The sequence below is a fragment of the Bacillus mobilis genome, assembly GCF_001884045.1.
Taxonomy (GTDB): Bacteria; Bacillota; Bacilli; order Bacillales; family Bacillaceae_G; genus Bacillus_A; species Bacillus_A mobilis.
In genome coordinates, this window is sequence record NZ_MACF01000119.1 from 392902 (window position 1) to 412330 (window position 19429).

15 protein-coding genes and 2 pseudogenes are annotated in these 19429 nt (G+C 34.8%); 5 read left to right on the forward strand and 12 right to left on the reverse strand.

Going from position 1 to position 19429, the window contains the following annotated elements:
* Nucleotides 1-45 precede the first annotated feature (45 nt).
* Genes BAQ44_RS21685 through BAQ44_RS21695 form a run of 3 tightly spaced genes read left to right on the forward strand, consistent with a single transcriptional unit; the run spans nucleotide 46 to nucleotide 3219 of the window.
* Nucleotides 46-975: an AAA family ATPase gene (locus BAQ44_RS21685; RefSeq protein ID WP_071723671.1), complete on the forward strand. Its 930-nt coding sequence runs from the start codon at nucleotides 46-48 to the stop codon at nucleotides 973-975.
* Nucleotides 972-2138, forward strand: coding sequence for a DUF58 domain-containing protein (locus BAQ44_RS21690; protein ID WP_071723672.1), 1167 nt, complete (start codon nucleotides 972-974; stop codon nucleotides 2136-2138). Before BAQ44_RS21685 ends, BAQ44_RS21690 begins: the two co-directional genes overlap by 4 nt.
* Complete coding sequence (locus BAQ44_RS21695; protein ID WP_071723674.1) at nucleotides 2110-3219, forward strand: DUF4018 domain-containing protein; 1110 nt, start codon at nucleotides 2110-2112, stop codon at nucleotides 3217-3219. Before BAQ44_RS21690 ends, BAQ44_RS21695 begins: the two co-directional genes overlap by 29 nt.
* A gap of 56 nt (nucleotides 3220-3275) precedes the next feature.
* Here BAQ44_RS21695 and BAQ44_RS21700 read toward each other — a convergent pair whose 3' ends face one another.
* Entirely contained in the window at nucleotides 3276-4733 is a 1458-nt protein-coding gene (locus BAQ44_RS21700; RefSeq protein ID WP_061676903.1) for an MFS transporter, read from the reverse strand.
* Nucleotides 4734-5035: 302 nt separating this feature from the next.
* Nucleotides 5036-6250: an aspartate aminotransferase family protein gene (locus BAQ44_RS21705; protein WP_071723676.1), complete on the reverse strand. Its 1215-nt coding sequence runs from the start codon at nucleotides 6248-6250 to the stop codon at nucleotides 5036-5038.
* A 264-nt stretch (nucleotides 6251-6514) separates the two neighbouring features.
* On the opposite strand from BAQ44_RS21705, the gene BAQ44_RS21710 reads away from it, so the two are divergent.
* A complete protein-coding gene (locus BAQ44_RS21710; RefSeq protein WP_071723680.1) occupies nucleotides 6515-7894 on the forward strand; it encodes a catalase in 1380 nt (459 codons plus the stop codon).
* Between the two features lie 123 nt (nucleotides 7895-8017).
* Here BAQ44_RS21710 and BAQ44_RS21715 read toward each other — a convergent pair whose 3' ends face one another.
* The 10 genes and pseudogenes from BAQ44_RS21715 to BAQ44_RS21760 all read right to left on the reverse strand — a co-directional run bounded on the left by BAQ44_RS21715 (nucleotide 8018) and on the right by BAQ44_RS21760 (nucleotide 17217).
* Nucleotides 8018-8545: a hypothetical protein gene (locus BAQ44_RS21715; protein WP_071723681.1), complete on the reverse strand. Its 528-nt coding sequence runs from the start codon at nucleotides 8543-8545 to the stop codon at nucleotides 8018-8020.
* Nucleotides 8546-8657: 112 nt separating this feature from the next.
* Entirely contained in the window at nucleotides 8658-10412 is a 1755-nt protein-coding gene (locus BAQ44_RS21720) for an adenine deaminase C-terminal domain-containing protein (RefSeq protein ID WP_071723682.1), read from the reverse strand.
* Between the two features lie 286 nt (nucleotides 10413-10698).
* Nucleotides 10699-11865 carry a serine hydrolase domain-containing protein gene (locus BAQ44_RS21725; protein WP_071723683.1) on the reverse strand — a complete coding sequence of 389 codons (1167 nt, stop codon included), beginning with the start codon at nucleotides 11863-11865 and terminating at the stop codon, nucleotides 10699-10701.
* A gap of 232 nt (nucleotides 11866-12097) precedes the next feature.
* A complete protein-coding gene (locus BAQ44_RS21730) occupies nucleotides 12098-12604 on the reverse strand; it encodes a DUF3902 family protein (protein ID WP_000805743.1) in 507 nt (168 codons plus the stop codon).
* Between the two features lie 258 nt (nucleotides 12605-12862).
* Nucleotides 12863-13591: pseudogene (locus tag BAQ44_RS21735) on the reverse strand (signal peptidase II).
* Nucleotides 13592-13606: 15 nt separating this feature from the next.
* Nucleotides 13607-14717: pseudogene (locus BAQ44_RS21740) on the reverse strand (DUF58 domain-containing protein).
* Nucleotides 14714-15646: an AAA family ATPase gene (locus BAQ44_RS21745; protein ID WP_071723684.1), complete on the reverse strand. Its 933-nt coding sequence runs from the start codon at nucleotides 15644-15646 to the stop codon at nucleotides 14714-14716. Before BAQ44_RS21745 ends, BAQ44_RS21740 begins: the two are co-directional and overlap by 4 nt.
* Nucleotides 15647-15791: 145 nt before the next feature.
* A complete protein-coding gene (locus BAQ44_RS21750) occupies nucleotides 15792-16085 on the reverse strand; it encodes a putative quinol monooxygenase (protein ID WP_071723686.1) in 294 nt (97 codons plus the stop codon).
* Between the two features lie 46 nt (nucleotides 16086-16131).
* Nucleotides 16132-16770, reverse strand: coding sequence for a nitroreductase family protein (locus BAQ44_RS21755; RefSeq protein ID WP_064057546.1), 639 nt, complete (start codon nucleotides 16768-16770; stop codon nucleotides 16132-16134).
* An 18-nt stretch (nucleotides 16771-16788) separates the two neighbouring features.
* Nucleotides 16789-17217 carry a MarR family winged helix-turn-helix transcriptional regulator gene (locus tag BAQ44_RS21760; protein ID WP_000204172.1) on the reverse strand — a complete coding sequence of 143 codons (429 nt, stop codon included), beginning with the start codon at nucleotides 17215-17217 and terminating at the stop codon, nucleotides 16789-16791.
* 264 nt (nucleotides 17218-17481) lie between these two features.
* On the opposite strand from BAQ44_RS21760, the gene BAQ44_RS21770 reads away from it, so the two are divergent.
* Entirely contained in the window at nucleotides 17482-19425 is a 1944-nt protein-coding gene (locus BAQ44_RS21770) for an elongation factor G (protein ID WP_071723687.1), read from the forward strand.
* Nucleotides 19426-19429 lie beyond the last annotated feature (4 nt).

Sequence of the window (19429 nt, forward strand, 5' to 3'; positions counted from 1 at the left end):
TAAAATATAGAAATATCCGTTTTTATTTTGAAAGGAATGATACATATGATAAATAAATTGAAAGAAAACATAGGATCAGTTTTTGTCGGTAAAGAAAATGTTATTGATTTATTACTCGTTTCATTGCTTGCTGATGGACATGTACTGCTTGAGGATGTTCCTGGTACGGGGAAAACGTTACTTGCGAAAACACTTTCTAAAAGTATTGGTGGTAATTTTTCTCGCGTTCAATTTACACCGGATGTACTTCCGAGTGATGTAACAGGTATTGAATATTTCAATCCGAAAACGAGTGAATTCGAGTTAAGACTTGGACCAGTTATGACCAATATTTTGCTTGCAGATGAAATTAACCGCGCTATGCCTAGAACACAGTCTAGCTTATTAGAATCGATGGAAGAACGACAAGTAACGCTTGAAAAGCAATCTACTCCTCTTCCGAAACCGTTCTTTGTTATTGCGACGCAAAATCCAATTGAATCACAAGGAACGTTTCCTCTACCAGATGCACAGCTTGATCGTTTTTTAATGACAATTTCAATTGGTTATCCATCTCCAGAGGATGAACTACAAATGATGCGACGTTTTCGTAGCGATGTACCGTTAGAAAGCGTCAAATCTGTTATTTCTTTAGAAAACATTTTAGAGGCACAGAAACGAGTAAAAGAAATTTTCGTATCAGAGCCGTTAGAACATTACATTATTAAACTTGCTCATGCTACAAGAAATCATGATTACATCGCTAACGGTGTAAGTCCACGTGCCACACTTGCTTTAGTGCGCGCAGTACAGGCGTTAGCCTTTTTACGCGGCAGAGAATATTGTACGCCTGAAGATATACAATTTTTAGTTCCTTCTGTTTGGAATCACCGTATCGTCCTATCAATGGAAGGCGCATTACGTACGACAAAAAATGAAATTATGCAAAGAATTTTAAAAGAAATTGACGTACCAGTGGAGATTGAGCAAGCATGAATGGACAGCGCGTTGTAACTGTACCGTTATTTTTCCAACTTCATATTATTCAATTAACTGTCCCAGGCGCTATACTATTTACATTTTTTATGCCGCAACGAATTATTATGTTTCTCTTTTTCTTCTATTATTTATTTGCGATTTTCATTTATAAATATGTCGCTTATATAGAGAAAAGGTTTCAAGTAATAAACGAGAAACAAATAACTCGGTTATTCCCTAATGAATCTGGACAGTTTTTTATTCATTTAAAAAATGGTGCAAATATACCACTCGTTAACGGTGTTTGTTATTTTCATTTAAATCCGTCACTACTACCACAAAAAGATCAAGGAATTGAACAAATATCAAAAACACTATTCTCTTTCCCGTTTTCACAACCTGCTCATTCGGCGCAAAAATGGGATTTAACATTAACCGCAACGAAGCGTGGTGTATTTCAAATTGAACAATTCGAATGCGTTTTGAAAGATCCTTTTCATCTGTTAACTGTACATTTACCCATTTTTGATAAATTACGGACTGAAATTATTGTGTACCCTTCTCCAAAAGAAGTGGCAGGTTTGCAAGAACTTCAGCAACTTTTAACGGGATCTTATCGAACGAATTTTTCTTTTTACAATGATGAAACATCTATTATCGGCGTTAAACGATATGAACGTGAGTCTTTCCGTTCTATTCATTGGAAAGCATCTGCTAAAATGCAGGCATTACAGGCAAAGCAATATGAACCTGTAAAAAATTATAGTTGGACGATCTGTCTTTCTTTAGCTGCTGATCGCGGATTTGGTTGGAAGGATAATATAGAAGATCTTATATCATTTGCTACATACATTTGCCAATACGCAACGAAGCATCAAATACCATTTGAATTATTTATTAGTGTATTAGCTGAGGGTGGTCCTCTGCATCTACCATTAAACGCAGGGCAAACACACTACGGAATATCTTTAGAGGAATTAGCGCGTATTTCAGATGATAGTACGTTACTTCCGAAACAAGGATTCCTTCACTACGTAGAGAGAAAAAGGGAACGTTCGTCTACAATGATATATATTGGTTTACAAAGAAATGAACTCCCTCTTCTCTCTCAACCTACGTTTTTCATAAATAATGAAGGGATGGTGGAACAGCTTGAAAACTTGGCTCTATCACGTTCATGACTTTATTCTACTGCTCCTCCTTTCATTATTAACGGAAAGAGATGAACTTGTTGCTGTTGCTATATTTATAGCAACAGGATATGTAGGAGTACTTCTTATCCATAAACTAGTGAAGAAAAAAACAACAGGTTTTGTCATACTGTTAATTACTCAAATAATCGGTTGCTCAATCTTTCTCCCTTTCTCTCTATTTGGCACAATTATGTTACCGCTTTTCTTCTTTATCGTACATGTATTCGGTCCTGGATATCCAGTTCAAAAGTCATTAGGTGGTATAGTATGTTTCGTCTTTTCAGCTATATTTTATGCCCCTTTTCCACCATTATGGAAGTTGTTACTTTTAGTCTTACACATTTTGATTGCATTTTGGTTAACAGGTTCCAATCGTAATCAACAGTTATTACGTTTTACTTCTATTATTACAATTGGAACATTTAGTGCTTTACTTATTCTAGTATTTCCTTATGTACGTCTTATTTTTTCTTATATTGTCCAAGTAGTTGCATTAGGATTCGGATATGCGATCAATCCGTTATTTTCAGCAGCTGAATCAAAAGAGACAGACGATTTTTGGTCGAATAAAGGAAATCTAAAAGACCCTCAAATTAAGGAAGAATTTGGACAGCGTGATTTTGATCCAACTCTCATAAATAGCATTACAATTATAGTATGTACAACTATTGCTATTTACGTCGTTTGGAAAATAATAAAAAGACGAAAACAATTTAGTTTACCAAATATGCCTGCCTTCGAATCTACTATTATCACTGATAAAGAAGGAATGAGCCAAAAACGTTTGAAACGAAACAAACCGCCACATAACGAAATTAGAAAAGAGATTTTTAAGCTTGAAAGTAAGTTAACTCCCCCTTTAAATAGAAATCGAGGAGAAACTATTGAGGCATGGTTAGATAGAATAAATAGTGAAGAAGATGTAAATATTGAGAGTCATATTATTATAGATGCTTATAATACAGTGCGTTATTCTAATGGTGAAAATATGATGCTACTTCAGGAATTTAAGGAAGAGGTTCATAAGCTTTATGTGTATCAGAAGAATTTGAAGAAAAGAAAGAAATAACATAACAAAAAGACTCCTATTTTCATAGGAGTCTTTTTATACTTCTACGTTACTTTTTAAATTGAAGCGTTTTTCCCTGCTTCAATTTCTAATGACTCTTCATGCCACCAAAGTGTTTCTTCAGGATCTTCTTTAGCAATTTGGTGTGCTTCTTTTTTCGATTCTACTGTAGGATATGAACCTTTTAGCGCACGTCCTGATGTTGTAACGAATAGTACACTAAACACGACTAATCCAATAATACTTACACCTGTTAAATAAAATGCCGGTGCAAGCGGGTTACCGGTTGCATGAACTAAGTATGAACATACGAGCGGCGTTGTACCACCGAATATCGATACAGAAATATTAAATGAGATCGAAAGCGCTCGATAACGTACATCAGTGAAAAATAGTGATGGTAATAATGAAGGTAATGTTCCTTCATATACGCTTAGGAAGAATCCTAAAATGAAAATACCTGCAAATATAGCTGCAATATGTCCGTTACCTATTAGTAAAAATGCTGGAATTGCAAATACTGTTAAACCGAGTAAACCAATTTGCACGACGCGTTTATTACCAATTTTATCACTTAATTTACCGAAATATAGTGCTAGTGGAATCATAAGTGCCATCGTAATAGAAATAATTAATAAGCCAGTTGTTTCTTTGACTTTAAGTACTTGAGTTAGATAAGAAGGAATATACGAAAGAATCATATAGTTCGTAATATTAAAGAAGGCGACAATTACTGTGCTTAATAAGAAGTCTTTTTTGTGATATTTTAATATATCCATAAATGAAAATTGTTCGTTGTCTTCAGATTCCTCTTGTGCTTTTTCCATCTCTTCAAAGATGGGAGATTCGTCTAAATGACGGCGTAAATATAAACCGACCAAACCAATTGGTGCAGCTATTAAGAAAGGAATACGCCAGCCCCAGCTGAGCATTTGTTCATCTGTTAACAATAACGTCAAAATGGTAACAATTACCGATGCAGCAATGTAACCTGAGAGTGTTCCAATTTCAAGACCACTACCGAGTATACCACGCTTTTTATCTGGAGAAGATTCTGCGATATAAACCATTGCACCTGAATATTCGCCGCCTGTAGAGAAGCCTTGAATCATTCGGGCAACTAAAAGTAGTATTGGTGCCCATACACCAATTTGTTCATAGGTTGGTAGTAATGCGATGAATAATGTAGAAAGTGCCATTAAAATAATAGTAGTACTTAACACGATTTTTCGGCCGTACTTATCTCCTATTCTACCAAAGAATACACCTCCGATTGGTCGAACGAGAAAGGCTGCTGCAAATGTACCGAATGTAAGTACAAGTTGCAATCCACTATTATCAACACCTGAGAAGAATAATTGACTTAAGATAACCGCTAAATACGCGTATAATCCGAAGTCAAACCACTCCATTGCATTCCCTATACCAGTAGCAATTACTGCTTTCCTGGCTTGTTTAGGATTGACAATATTAACGTCTTGAGGTTCAAAATTTAAATCATTATTTTGTTGCATATAATAAAACAGCTCCTTATTTAATTTAACTTCTTTAAGCACACCTTCTCTTATTGAATAAAATTAATTCGAAGCACTTAAGGAAAATTAATGTCTCCTTATCTGTTATTATTGTTTCACATAATTAATTATTTGTCCAATGAGATGCTCCCTAGGTTAAGTAATTTGTTAAAAATAAAAAGCTGAAGAAGGCGCTATATGAGTACCTTTTCAGCTTTTTATTTTAATTTGTAAATTTATTTTTTTCACCCTTATTTTCTTCCTATTTGAATAGAAAATAAGGTACTTTTTCATTAAAGTTTTTAAACACTTGTAGCTGCTAAACTATGCATACAAGAGATAAACTCCTTAACAAATACATCAATTTCTTCTTTAGTAATTATATATGGAGGAAGTAAACGAATGATGTTCCCTTGTGTAACATCAACTAATATCCCATTCTCCATTAGCTCTACCTGTAAATTCTTTACGTTTTCATTTGTATCATTCAAACTAATTCCAAACATCATGCCAGCATGACGTACTTCACCAATATAATACGCATTTTCTTTCTGAATTTCTTGCAATTTATCATTTAAATATAGTGACGTTTCATACGCTTCTTGCATTAAACCATCGTCAATCAATGTGTTTAATACTGTTAGCCCTAAAGCCGTTCCCATTGATGAATGAGCGAATGTTGTGCCGTGATCTCCTGGTGCAAATACATCACATAACTTTTCACCTACAATGATTCCACCTAGCGGTATCCCGCCCCCTGCCCCTTTACCAATTTGAATAATATCTGGTGTAATATTAAAATTTTGATAAGCAAATAGTTTACCAGTTCTCCCCATACCACTTTGTACTTCATCAACGATAAGTAGTACATTATATTTCTCACATAAGTTTTGAACACCATGTAAATATTCACCTGATAAAGGATAAATACCCCCGCTTCCTAAAACCGGCTCTAGCATAATCGCAATTGGATTTTCTTTAACAATTATTTCTTCTAATTGCTCTATATTCTCGCGCTCTACTTCATATACCGGAATCGATGTTTTAGGGAAATTTTGATATACATTTTCTTGTCTCGTAAAATGAAGTGCTCCTAATGTTCGCCCGTGGAAACTATTTTTCAGCACTACAATTCCTTCACGCTCTTCACCCATATTAGCTCTATATTTATCAATTAATTTCAACGTTGTTTCTGTTGCTTCCGTACCTGAGTTTGTAAAAAAGACCTTTCCGTTTTTTAAAGAGCAATCAACTAATTTCTTTGCATATTCAATCGCAATTGGGTTTAAAAAATGAAACGGCAGATGCAACGACTTTGTAACTTGCTCCATTGTCCTTTGCACGATTTTCGGGTGATTGTATCCTAATACGTTCACTCCGACACCAGAAAATAAATCTACATACTCTTTACCATCCACATCATAAAGCTTGCACCCTTCTCCTCTTTCTATTGCAACCTTCGTACGACAATACGTAGGCATCATATATTCTTTATCTAATTGAAACCAATCCGACATTTTAAATTCCTCCTAGTTATTTTCCCTGTTTATTTATGTTCATTCTCTATAAAGTCATGTTTAAATTCATTTTTAAGATTGTAATTTTAATCGTAATTTTCTTCTCGATATTCATTTTTCCATAATTTCTTCTATTTCAACAGGTCCACTACATACGCGTTTTTTTCATCTAGCGGTCTGTTACTACTTTGCATGTCATACATAATCAAGGCTATGAAATCATATTTAGTAACAATGGACAAAAAAGATTTGGAGGCTATATCGATGGATGAAAACTATGATAAACAGGGGCAATCTTTACTAGGGAATGACTTTAATGAAGATAGTGAACGTAATGAACAAGCTACACTTCACTCTCAAACAGTTGGTTCGCGTGGACCTGTTCTAGAGCAAGATAGTGTACTTCACGAGACGTTACAAGAATTTATTCACGAAAAAATTTTAGAAAGACCTGTTCATGTAAAAGGATTTGGTGCGTTCGGTTATTTTCAAACGATCTATCCCATGTCTGAACATACTACACTAAGCTTTCTACAAAATTCTAATGAGAAAGTTCCTGTTATGGTGAGATTTTCATTAGCTGTTAGTACGAAAGGCACACCTGATACTTCTAGAAATGTACGCGGTTTTTCCACAAAGTTCTATACGAAAGAAGGTATTTTCGATCTTTTATGTAATCACATTCCTGTCTTTTCTGTTCGTGATCCGATGCGCTTCCCAGAAACGATTCAAGCGTTGTTACCTTCACCTATAAATAACTTACTAGACCCGAATAGATTTTGGAGCTTTGTCGCTAGAGCACCTGAATCCATTCATTTCGTTGTCCATTTATACTCTGATGCTGGTACGGCCAAAAGTCTGCGCCACATCCCAGGACATAGTGTAAATACATATGTTTGGAGAAATGCAGAAGGTAACCGAAAGTATGTAAAGTATCATTGGTACCCATTTGAAGGTGTACAATTCATTACTAATGAGGAAGCGAATACACTGGCTGCTGAAAACCCTGATTATAGCGGGAAAGATTTATATGATGCAATTGCAAATGGTAAACCAGTGGAATACGGATTATATGTCCAGCTCATGGATCCGAAAGATGAAGGACATCTTTCTTATGACCCTTTAGATGATACAAAAGTATGGGATGAAAAGTCGTATCCTCTTATACCAGTAGGCAAAATGGTGTTAAATAAAAATCCTGAAAATTATATGGAACAAGTAGAAAAAGTCGCCTTCTCTCCTTCTAATTTACTAGACGGTGCAGAACTATCAGATGATAAAATGTTGCAAGGGCGAGCTAACATTTATAGTGATTCTCAAAGAAGAAGAATTGGACCTGAATTCCGCAAATTAACGATTAACCAACAGCAAAATTGGACACCTGCTAATCAAATAACGAGCGGTGACAGAAGATACGTTGAAGGTAAACTTGAAAGAACTTCAATTTCGAAACAAGATGACTTTACGCAGCCTGGTGAATTTTATGCGAAGTTAAAACCGATTGAAAAAGAACATCTTGCTGAAAATTTAGCTGGTAATTTGAAAGTTATCTCTGCTGATATTAGAAAGGTTGTTTTGGGGTATTTTCATAAAGTGTCTGCTGATTTGGTGAAGAGGATTGAAAGTGTGATGCAAAAGCTTTAAGTATATAAAAAAACGTCATTTTAAAAATAAAAAATGACGTTTTTTTATGGCAAAATCACTAGGAATTTCTACCACTCCATTTACAATTATTAACAAATCTTCCTCGCTTAAATTTCCGTTATTTCATTTTAGATTATGGTACTCATTTCTCTTTTTTATATAATCTTTTTCACATTGTAACGGCTTGAATTTCACTTTTTTCCCTTTCTTCTTTTTCGTTTCTATAACGATCCATTCCCCTTTTTCAACATCTAGATTTAAGTGTTTCATTACATTGATATTATCTTTTTCTTTATAAAGTAAAAATGCTTCTTGCAATGCCACAAATAAACTAGGCTGCTCTCTAAATCCACCACTATCATAAATTTTAGTTAGCGAATTATAATAAGAATCATTTTCTCTTCCGCCATACATTAAATGTGCAGCATCCAGGTCTCTTTGGCTAACTTCCCAAAAACTGTGTTCATCTATATTTAAATCAAACGTAGATTGAATGTCCTTCATAATGTTCTTCACATACTTTTCATCTCGAATTTTCCTTTTTTCAAGACAATCCGAAGATAACTCTGGTGCATCCGTTTGAGAATGTACTACTTGCTGAATAGATACACATAATACAAATACGCCTAAAATGTACAATATTTTTTTCATACTTACGTTTCACCTCAAATAATTTAGATACTATATTATTTGAGACTCACAATATTCTTATGCTAACAATGTGAAAGGCCCTATAAATTGGACTTTTATAGGGCCTTTCATATTAACATTGTCTTATCAAATTCACCGGTGAAGCCACTACCTTACTATTTTTCACATCATATAGCCCTATAGGCGTTACCCGTATAAAAGGCAAGTGCGTCGCAGAAAAGAATAAAATGGTAAATGCCGGATCGTCATACACGTAGCCACGCTCTTGCAATAATTTCACCATCTGTTTCTCTTCCTGTATTAATTCACTCATTTTTAACTTAGACATAATCCCGAGCAATGGTAATGCGATTTCGTGTAATACTTCATTCTTTTCAGCTATTACCATTCCCCCGCCAAGCTCTTTTACTCTATGAAAAGCTATAAGCATATCTTCTTTACTCTTCCCAATAAGAATGATGTCGCCGGTACCAGAATAAGAGCTAGCTAGCCCACCAAGTTCTTTTGCAAAACCTTTCACAACTGTATTCACTCGCCACGCACCGTCACGAGCAATCATCATTAGAAAACACTCATCATGATCTAGTGAAAGTTCATCACGGTTTAAATCAATTTCAGTCGTGTATGGTTTTGTTATAACATTATTCAATAATTGTATACCCATTTTATGCGGGAAAATCATATCTTCTTTTTCTATGGACCAGTCTAATAATAATGGAGTTACTTTGAATTTACTCCAGTCTATTTGTACTGATTCATTTTTATTTACTCCGTCGCGCTTCACCCATTTCCCCTTTGCAATTACACTTATTGGAACCGGGTTTTCTTTACTTTCTAAAATATTTATATTAGCAATTCTACCAGTCGCAATTGAACCATGTAGATGCTCCATATTATAATAACGGGCGATATTATAGCTTGCCATATGATAAGCATCTATAACTGGCACTCCTTGTTTTATCGCGGTAGATATCATTACGTTTGTCATTCCATTTTCATAAAATGAAGGATGTGAGCCGTCTGTAGTAAGAATGAATCTATCAAACTGTTTTACTCCTAGTTCCAACAATTCTTTCAATAACACTTCTAAATCTGGGCGGATTGAAGAATTTCTTAAGGAAACCGTGTAACCTTGCATAAGACGAGCGAAAGCTTCCTGCCCTGTCATCGCCTCATGATCACAATCTGTACCTAACAGTTTTAACTTTGCTAAAGTCGTTTCAGATGCACCTGGAAAATGTCCTTCTACTTTTTTATGTAATCGTTTCGTTTCCTGCACCCAATGTAACATTTCATCATCGCCATGTAATAACTTTGGCCACGCTGTTAGCTCACCGCCTTGAAGAACTGCTTTATGCTTTAGCCACTCTATTATTTCTTCACGATTAAATAAAGATTCCCCGTTTTGCAATTCAGTCTGTCCATCAAAACGACACCACCAATACATACTTGCTGAAATCTTTTCAAATTCATCTAATAAACGAAATGCTTCTTCACGTTGTAATGTGAAAAATAAAGTTAAATTATCATTAATAAAAGTCGCCGTCCCAAACTGCATCGCATAATTTGCTAACGTTTCAGGATTATATAATTGATATGGATGTGCATGTGGTTCTATGTAGCCAGGAACTACATACTTTTCATCACAATCAATGACTTCGCATTCTTGTAGTTGCGCTGGTAGTTTTTCTCCTACATAAATAATGCGATCATCATAGATCCAAATATTTGCTTGTACCCACTCGCGCATATAGGAATTTAAATACGTTGCATTCTTCAATAAAATGTGCGGACTTCTTTTACCATCTATTACTTCAACATGTTCTCTTAATTGCTTGTTACTCCATCTAAACTGATTTTCTCCCAATGAATTTCACTCCACATCAATTTACTTTTATTTATTAAAATAAAAACAATTAACTAACTAAAGTATTCTCCATTCATAACTCCCCTGTATAACCCCTCTACCCTTCATTATATGGAACAATTGCAAAAATAACAATTTTCAAAATTCAAAACATACTTCTTTGATTCTCAATAAAAAAGGATGTCGTGTAACTGACATCCTTTTTTATTGTTGAATTACTCTTGATGTTCTACTATGAATGTTAATACTGTCCTTTAAAGCAGGATTCCATTCACATTCTTTCCATCTATTTCTGAAATTCAACTTGCATCATTTTATCAAACTGTGTAAGAATATCAACCGGACCTAAAGAATTAACATTGACAGCAAATGTATGCTTGCCTCCCATTACTCCGCCTGCAAAAGTCATAAACCCAGGAATTGATCCTCCGTGACCCCATACTGAGACACCATTTGGAAGTTTAGTCTCATAGATTCCAAGACCATATCCATCACCAACCCCTTTTCCTTCTACAGGAACTGTAGTAAGCATTTCTTTTAGCTCGCGTTCCTTCAATAACTTACCACCGAGTAAAGATGAAAAGAACTTATTTAAATCGTCTGCATCTGAAATCATATCTCCCGCTGAATTAGCTAAACTCGGATTATAATACGTCATGTCTTTCAATTCACTTGTTTCGTCAATTTTCATATACCCTCGAGCATGATTCTTACCTGGAATAACGGGTGAATTCCCTGGTAAAAACGTATTTGATAGATCCAAAGGTTCAATAATGCGCTTTTCGATTTCTTCTGCGTAACTATTACCCGTTATTTTTTCAATAAGCATTCCTAGTATTACGTATCCTGTGTTTGAATACGACCAACCTTTACCTGGCGAAAAATCTGGGGGTAGAGCAAGTCCTATCTTTACTATTTCTTCTGCTGTATACGTTTTTTTCGAATTCATAATATCAGCGTCTTTTGACTTTAAATAATTAGCTATACCACTCGTATGATTCAAAAGTTGACGTATCGTAATTTGATTGCCATCATAACCATTTCCTTGAATGAGGCCGGGCAGCCACTTTTCAATCGAATCGTCAAGCTGCACACGATTTTCTCCTACTAATTGAAGAACAGTCGTAGCAGTAAAAGTCTTCGTCACACTTCCAATCCGAAAACGATAATCCGATTTCATTGGTTTCTTACTATTTAAATCCGCCAAACCAGCATTATAACTACTAATTTTCCCGTTATTATACGTCTTAGCTAATACCCCTGGCGCTCCAACTTGGATTGTTTCCTGCATGACTTGTTTCCAACCATTCCGATTCTTTTGGTCATGTGCTTCTGATGAATTAGAAATATTTTGAATAGACTCTGCTTTCACAGTAAAACCGGGTGTGAATAAAGTAGTACCCGCTAATAAAACTGCCAAACTCGCTAACTTAATGGAATAACATTTTTTCATAAGGCTTTCTCTCCTCTATTCATATCGTATTGATTCAAGCTATACTTTCATCCTAAATGATAAAACTCTCTTTTTTCTTATCCATTCCTTACGAAATACTTACTTTCAAAATTAGACGCCTAGATGAGAAAAAGTAATGTATGAAAATAAAAAAAGAACGTGTTTTCAATTTATGAAAACTCGTTCTTTTACATATTTAAAACCCTATATCAACTTTTTAGTTCATTTACTTTTACCATCCTGCACTAGCGTTCATGCCATTCCCGATAATAGTAAGTATTAATGGCCACAGCACTGGTGCTAACGTAAGAAATAGATTAAGCAGTATAAGTATTCTATATCTCCCAGGAATATTATAATTTTTACGATTAACAAATAATACAAAAACTAATAATATTATGGTCGTTACAAATAAAAGTAACACTAACAACCAATACCAAACCATTAAACTGAGACTCCATGGCTGTAATAGCTCGTGTACAATACCAAAGGTGATTCCCAATACTGCAAAACTAAAGGTAGTAACTGTTGCTTTGATAAACAATTTACTCCATTTTTTATCGTATGTATACTTACAATATAAATCTATTAACGTGTATAAAGATAAAAAGGCCATGAATACACCTACCCAAGACAATAACCAGTCTCCGCCTCCTCTAACTAACATAAACAGAAACCAACACATCCCTGCTGCAGAAAAAATAAAGGAAAGGAGTATGTTTTTCAATACAGGTTTCATTCTATTTTCACACCCTTATAAAAATTTAAAAATAAATTATAATTTTTTATTTACATGCTACCCGTAATCAATTCATCTCTTTTTCATTCTATACTGATGAAGCGAAGATAAACTCATAAAAAATGTAACGAGCAATACTCTACTAAGGCAACTTTTTTCCATTGGTAGAGATATAAAAAAGTAAGTATACATTACCATGTAATTAAATATAAGTAAATGAAATTAATTTACAGTTAATTTCATTTACTTATATTAATGTCACGCTTTCCCGTCTCGCTCTATCCATCGTACAGTCTTCTCTACATCTAACTCCGTATACGTCTTTTCTCCATAACGGACAGACTCATATATCGGAATAATATCTCGCGTTCTACAAATTCTACTTAACCATTGTTGCATCGTTTCATATGACCTTCTCTGTTAGTGAAATGGTAAAGTTCTTTCCCATTCCACTAACGTTTTCCTTATCGTATCTTTAGGTATCGGCTGTTCAAACTGATGTATCACTTGCTTGTTCTTTTCGGTTTTATCCGTATTTTCTTTTGTTATCGATTGTTTATCCTGTTCTATTTCTAATTTCGTTACCTTTCTCCTCATTAATTTATAAAAAGCATAGAGAATGACCACTGCAATAATTACATAAAAAACGACACTAATCCATGCATTTGAAAGAACAGAAAACACATCAGTCCATGAATTTTTTCGTACAAAAAGTGGAATTTTCCTATCTATTTTTGTTCTTGTATCTACAACTCCTGTTTCTTCATCTATAATTCTTTCAGGTTCATCAAACTGTTCGTCTAAACTAGTAAAATCATAATTTCTTTCCGATATTGTCTCCGTCTTACTAGAAAAAAGCCCTTTTACTATGTCTTGTACATGCACAACACCTTGTGATAACGTTATCGCACTAACCGTAAAGAAAAGTATCATGAAAACTCTAATACTCCAAATCTTCACCTCCATATGTCGCTCTTTATTAGCCATAACATAAACCCCTTCTTATTCTTTAATTACGACCCATTTATTCGTTCTACTGTATTTCTTTGGGGAAGTACCAAGAATTAAAGGAACTGCATCCAATTCTTTTCGCCGAAAGCCTGCTGTGTAAAAATAAGTAGACGATACAGGAGTATCTTGGTCCGATATTGAGGCAAGTACTTTTAATACATTTTGCAAATGTTTTCGGTTATGACCGTTCTTTATATGTAGCAAACCGTTATCTTTTACGCTATTGATCCATACTTCAAATGAGCAGTTTTGTATGAGCAATTGTTTACATATGCCTGCCGTTAATTCAATTAGTTCCTCTGTATCATTTCGCAAAGAAATGCCACTTTTATTTTGCAAGTTGAGATATATCGCATATTTATCGGATTGTGTTCGCTCGTACTTTTTCGCAGTTATCCCCCCCTGTTTTCGCTGTCGCACTCCAGTGGATGGAACGAAAATCTTCATTTTCATACGACTTCACTCCCATTACTTTCGTTTCATCATATAAGGGTGATGACATCGCTTTTCGAAATCCTCGTGACCATTCTTGTAATTCAGGAACTTGCATTTTCGGAACAGCTGGTAAAACTAAATAGGACGGCGTTTCAACTTGTTTATATGTTATATGGTTCGTTATGAATCCAAAGGGATCAATAATGAAAATTTCTACTTCTTCCCATTTCGCAATTCCTCTTTTTACAGCTACAGCTTGCAAATCAAATGAAACTGACTCTCTTCCTTGTAAATGTAAATTCATATAATAATTTGAACCTGTATTCGTATTTTTGTTTATTTCATCATGATTCCAAGTTAGCTTGTTTTCACATTTAAATCGAAATACGATATTGAAAATAGGAAATATCGACTTATTTGAAATTTTCATTTTGCACATCTTCGTTTCACCTATAAAAACGTTTGAATTTCCTTGGCTATATTCCCATTCAACACGAGATACTTTACGTATGTATACATGCATCGCACCTATTAAAATTACATACAAAAATACGAGAGATAAAAACAGTAGATTACTTGAAAATACACATAAAATAATGGCTACAACTGACATAACTCCCATTACGAAAGGCTCCGCTAATGGTGTATACACAAGCTGTTGATTCATCGTATATTCTCCACTGGTACATTAATCGTATGAAGAATTTCTTTCATGATTTGTTCTTTCGTCGTTTTCATTTCCCCCTCAATCGTTAACGTTAAACGATGAGCGCAAACAGATGCAGCAAGCATCTTTATATCATCTGGCGTACAATAATCTCTTTCATTTAATATTGCCCTTGCTTGAATCGCTCTCATAAATGCCAACGTCCCCCGCGGGCTTACTCCAATTTCAATTAACTCATGTTTACGCGTTGCCTCAATAATCTCAAGTAGATAATCTTGCACATCATTCCCTACTAACACTTCTCTTGCTCGTTTTTGCACTGTAATAATTTCTTCAGTTGAAATAATTGAATGTAACGTTTCTAACGGATCATTCATTTGAAAACGATTCATCATCTCCTTTTCTGCTTCTCTCGTAGGATAGCCTTGACGTATAGTTAGTAAAAAACGGTCTAGTTGTGCATCAGGTAAAGGAAATGTACCGGCCGATTCAAGAGGATTTTGCGTTGCAATAACTAAAAATGGGTCTGGTAATGAATGTGTCTGTTTCGCAATTGTAACAGTACGCTCTTCCATAACCTCAAGTAACGAAGATTGTGTTCTCGGTACAGCTCGATTAATTTCATCCACTAATACGATATTTGCAAAAATGGGTCCTAACCTCGTTTTAAAATCCGATTCCTTCACATCAAAATATTCAAGACCAATAACATCTCCAGGCAAAGTATCCGCTGTGAATTGAATTCTTTGAAATTTAGCGTCTACACTTTTAGCCAAACTTTTTGCTAATGTTGTTTTTCCCGTCCCAGGTACATCCTCTAATAAAATATGCCCTCTTGCTATAAGAGCTATAACTGCAAGTTCAATCGCTTCATCTTTTCCTATAATAACCTTCGAAATATTGTTCGTAATTTTCTTTAATGTACTCATGTATGTATCTCCTAACTTTATTTATTCTGAAAATTAAGAATTATTAATTTTCAAATTATAACACATCACAGTAGAAGTAAATATATTCCTATCAAAATAAAAAAAGATACCCATAGCAAACGCTAAGGATATCCTTTTCACCATATTATTTTACTAACGCTCCATTATAAGCTTTTATATCAAGAGGAGCAGTTAAAAACGATTTTACTTTGCTAACGAAAGATGTGAAGTGTTCACTCTTATTATGACTTGCAACTGCTGCTTCATCTTTCCATACTTCTACCATCGTATACACATTTTCTTTTTCCGTATCTTTATAAAGATCATAAGATACATTTCCACTTTCTTCTCTTGAACTATGAATGAGCGGACGAATTTCTTCTAAAAATGATTGTTGTTTTGCTGGATTTACTTGAAACATTGCGTGAATAATAATCATGGTGTTTCCCCTCTCATATCTCACTTATTTCTGTCTTTTTATAAAATTACTTCCACTCAGCAACTTTTTCAACTGGAAGACGTACTGATTGATAACCACTGTCAGCAGCTTTTCCGATTGAAATTAACATTACTGGTACGTGACGCTCTTTATCTAATCCGAAAGCTTCTGCGATTTGGTCTTTTTCAAATCCGCCAATTGGACAAGTGTCATAACCGTGAGCACGAGCTGCTAGCATAAATTGCATCGCTACAAGTCCACCATCAATTAAAACAGTATCTTTCATTACTTCTGGTGTAACCATTGAGAAGTAACCTGAAAGTTTTTTCATTTGATCTTCTTTTACTTCTGCTGGCATTAAACCGCGCTCTACAGCTGTACCGTAAATTTCTTCTGCGTTATCAAAGTTGTTTAAATCACCAAATACAGCAATCATTGCTGAAGATGTTTCTACTTGAGATTGATTGAATTTCGCTAGTGGCGCAAGTGTTGCTTTCGCTTCGTCACTTTCAATTACTAAAAATCTCCATGGTTGCATGTTTACAGATGATGGTGCAAGTGTTGCTTCTGTAAGAATTTCTGTCATTTCTTCTTTGCTAATTTTCACTGATGTGTCGTACTTACGAATAGAACGGCGTCCTGTTAAAATTTCGTTAAAATCATTTGTTTTTACTGAGTTAGTCATAGTTGTATTCTCCCTTTTTTATAATTCTTTTATATTTTCTTGAATGTGATTTAACATATTTAAAAGATTATCGCGTTCTTCCTCACTTAATCCTTTAAATGCAGAAGCTGCAAAACGTTCTTTTTCCTCTTGAAACGCCTGAATTTTATTTCGTCCCTCTTCAGTAAGAGAAACTAACGTAATCCTGTTATCGTCTGGATTTTTACGTCTTACTATCATTTCATTTGCCTCAAGCTGTTTTAAATGCCTCGTTATCGCAGCGTTATCAATATTCACTTCTTGTTGAAGTGCTTTTTGACTAATTTCCCCTACTTCATATAACTGAAGTATAAGCTCTAATCGAGATTGGCTCATACCCGTACACCCTTCAAACTTCGAACTTACTTCTTTATTTAGAAAGTGTAATTTATATAAAATAATCGCTTCTTTTGAGCATGAACTTGTCAAACTACCCCTCCTTTACATACAAAACAAAAACGTTTGATGTATCAATAGTTGATATGTCAATTAATATAATCTATATCGATTTAGAATGCAAGCATTTTGTTTTCATTTATATTTTTCCAAATTAATGCGCTTTGTCGCGTTACAAATAATGTTAATTGCACTATAATAGTACTAATTTAAATGACTGGAGAGTGATTGTAATGCGGCAATACACAAATAGAAATGAGGAATTAAAAATGGAAAATGAAATGAGGATATTCACATATGACAACAATAAATATAGGGATTGTCGCGCACGTAGACGCTGGCAAGACGAGTTTGACTGAGCGTATTCTTTATGAAACAAATGTGATTAAAGAAATTGGCCGAGTAGATAGTGGTAATACGCAAACTGACTCAATGGAATTAGAAAGACAACGCGGAATTACGATTAAAGCATCTGTCGTCTCTTTCTGTATCAATGACTTAAAAGTAAATGTCATTGATACACCTGGACACGCTGATTTTATCGCTGAAGTGGAGCGATCATTTCGTGTTCTAGACGGTGCAATTTTAGTTATTTCTGCTGCGGAAGGTGTGCAAGCACAAACAAAAATTTTAATGCGAACATTACAGAAACTAAACATACCGACTATTTTATTCGTTAATAAAATTGATCGTAGCGGTGCAAATACTGAAAAAGTTATGAAACAAATAAAAGAGGTTCTTTCAAATGAAGCATTCCCTTTCTACTCTGTAGAAAACGAAGGAACGAAAGACGCCCGAATCATTGAATACAAATCATATGAAAATTGTATGGAACTGTTAGCACCATATAATGAATCATTACTTGAGTCATATGTAAATAATGAAATCGTACCGGGCGCACTATTAAGAGAGGAACTCATTAAACAGATAGCGCAAGCAAATGTGTTCCCTATCTTTTTCGGTTCAGCCATGACAGGTACAGGTGTAACTGAACTGCTCGAAAATATTTCAGACTTAATTCCCGCTAATAAACCTGCTGAAAATGAAGTATTATCCGGTGTTGTTTTTAAAATTGAACGTGAACCTTCTGGGGAAAAGATTGCATATGTAAGAGTTTTTTCTGGTCGTTTACACGTTAGAAAACATGTTAATATACAGCGTGATGAAGCTCAAGCACATAAAGAAAAGATTAAGAAAATATGCCTATTTCATAACGGAAATGCGGTTCAAGCTTCTATCGTTCCTAGCGGAGAATTTTGCAAAGTGTGGGGACTGAGTGATATTAAAATTGGTGATATTATCGGTGAACGGACTGATTATATAAAAGATATTCACTTTGCCGAACCACAAATGGAAGCTGCTATTGAAGCATTATCAAAAGAACGAATTCATGATCTTTACGCTGCACTTATGGAGCTATGTGAAGAAGATCCGCTCATTAAAGTGTGGAAAGATGATATTCATAATGAACTATATATTCGCCTTTTCGGTGAAGTACAAAAAGAAGTAATTGAAACAACTCTTTCGGAGAAATATAATTTGCAAGTTACTTTCTCAAATACGCGGGTCGTATGTATTGAGAAACCGATTGGCATAGGGAATAGCGTTGAAGTAATGGGCGAAAAAGCGAATCCATTTTACGCAACAATTGGTTTTAAACTCGAACGTGGTGAACTTAATTCTGGCATAACGTATAAGTTAGGTGTTGAGCTTGGATCACTTCCATTAGCATTTCATAAAGCGATTGAAGATACTGTATTTCAAACGTTAAAACAAGGAGTATATGGATGGGAAGTTACGGACATTATCGTCACGTTAACACATACAGGTTATGCTAGTCCTGTTACAACAGCGAGTGACTTTAGAAACTTAACACCACTCGTTTTAATGGATGCTTTAAAGCAAGCCGGAACATGTGTATATGAACCAGTAAACGAATTCGAATTAACTGTCCCAGAGCAAGCAATTAGTACTGCAATGTATAAATTAGCCGCTATTTCAGCAACTTTTAGCGAGCCTAAATTATACAATGATTCTTACCAGTTAACAGGCTCATTACCTGTTGCGAATACAGAGAATTTTAAGCGAATGCTTCATTCCTTTACAGAAGGAGAAGGTATTTTTACAATGAAGCCATCTGGTTACAAAAAACTGAATGCCCCCTTCCCTACTCGAAAACGTGTTGATTATAATCCACTAAATCGAAAGGATTATTTGCTTCATGTGTTGAGGGCTTATTAAATAA

Coding starts and splice junctions, on each gene's coding strand:
- BAQ44_RS21710 (WP_071723680.1), top strand. CDS start 6,515: ATGGATGAAAACTATGATAAACAGGGGCAATCTTTACTAGGGAATGAC.
- BAQ44_RS21700 (WP_061676903.1), bottom strand. CDS start 4,733: ATGCAACAAAATAATGATTTAAATTTTGAACCTCAAGACGTTAATATT.
- BAQ44_RS21750 (WP_071723686.1), bottom strand. CDS start 16,085: ATGATTATTATTCACGCAATGTTTCAAGTAAATCCAGCAAAACAACAA.
- BAQ44_RS21730 (WP_000805743.1), bottom strand. CDS start 12,604: ATGAAACCTGTATTGAAAAACATACTCCTTTCCTTTATTTTTTCTGCA.
- BAQ44_RS21715 (WP_071723681.1), bottom strand. CDS start 8,545: ATGAAAAAAATATTGTACATTTTAGGCGTATTTGTATTATGTGTATCT.
- BAQ44_RS21745 (WP_071723684.1), bottom strand. CDS start 15,646: ATGAGTACATTAAAGAAAATTACGAACAATATTTCGAAGGTTATTATA.
- BAQ44_RS21705 (WP_071723676.1), bottom strand. CDS start 6,250: ATGTCGGATTGGTTTCAATTAGATAAAGAATATATGATGCCTACGTAT.
- BAQ44_RS21725 (WP_071723683.1), bottom strand. CDS start 11,865: ATGAAAAAATGTTATTCCATTAAGTTAGCGAGTTTGGCAGTTTTATTA.
- BAQ44_RS21685 (WP_071723671.1), top strand. CDS start 46: ATGATAAATAAATTGAAAGAAAACATAGGATCAGTTTTTGTCGGTAAA.
- BAQ44_RS21690 (WP_071723672.1), top strand. CDS start 972: ATGAATGGACAGCGCGTTGTAACTGTACCGTTATTTTTCCAACTTCAT.
- BAQ44_RS21770 (WP_071723687.1), top strand. CDS start 17,482: ATGACAACAATAAATATAGGGATTGTCGCGCACGTAGACGCTGGCAAG.
- BAQ44_RS21755 (WP_064057546.1), bottom strand. CDS start 16,770: ATGACTAACTCAGTAAAAACAAATGATTTTAACGAAATTTTAACAGGA.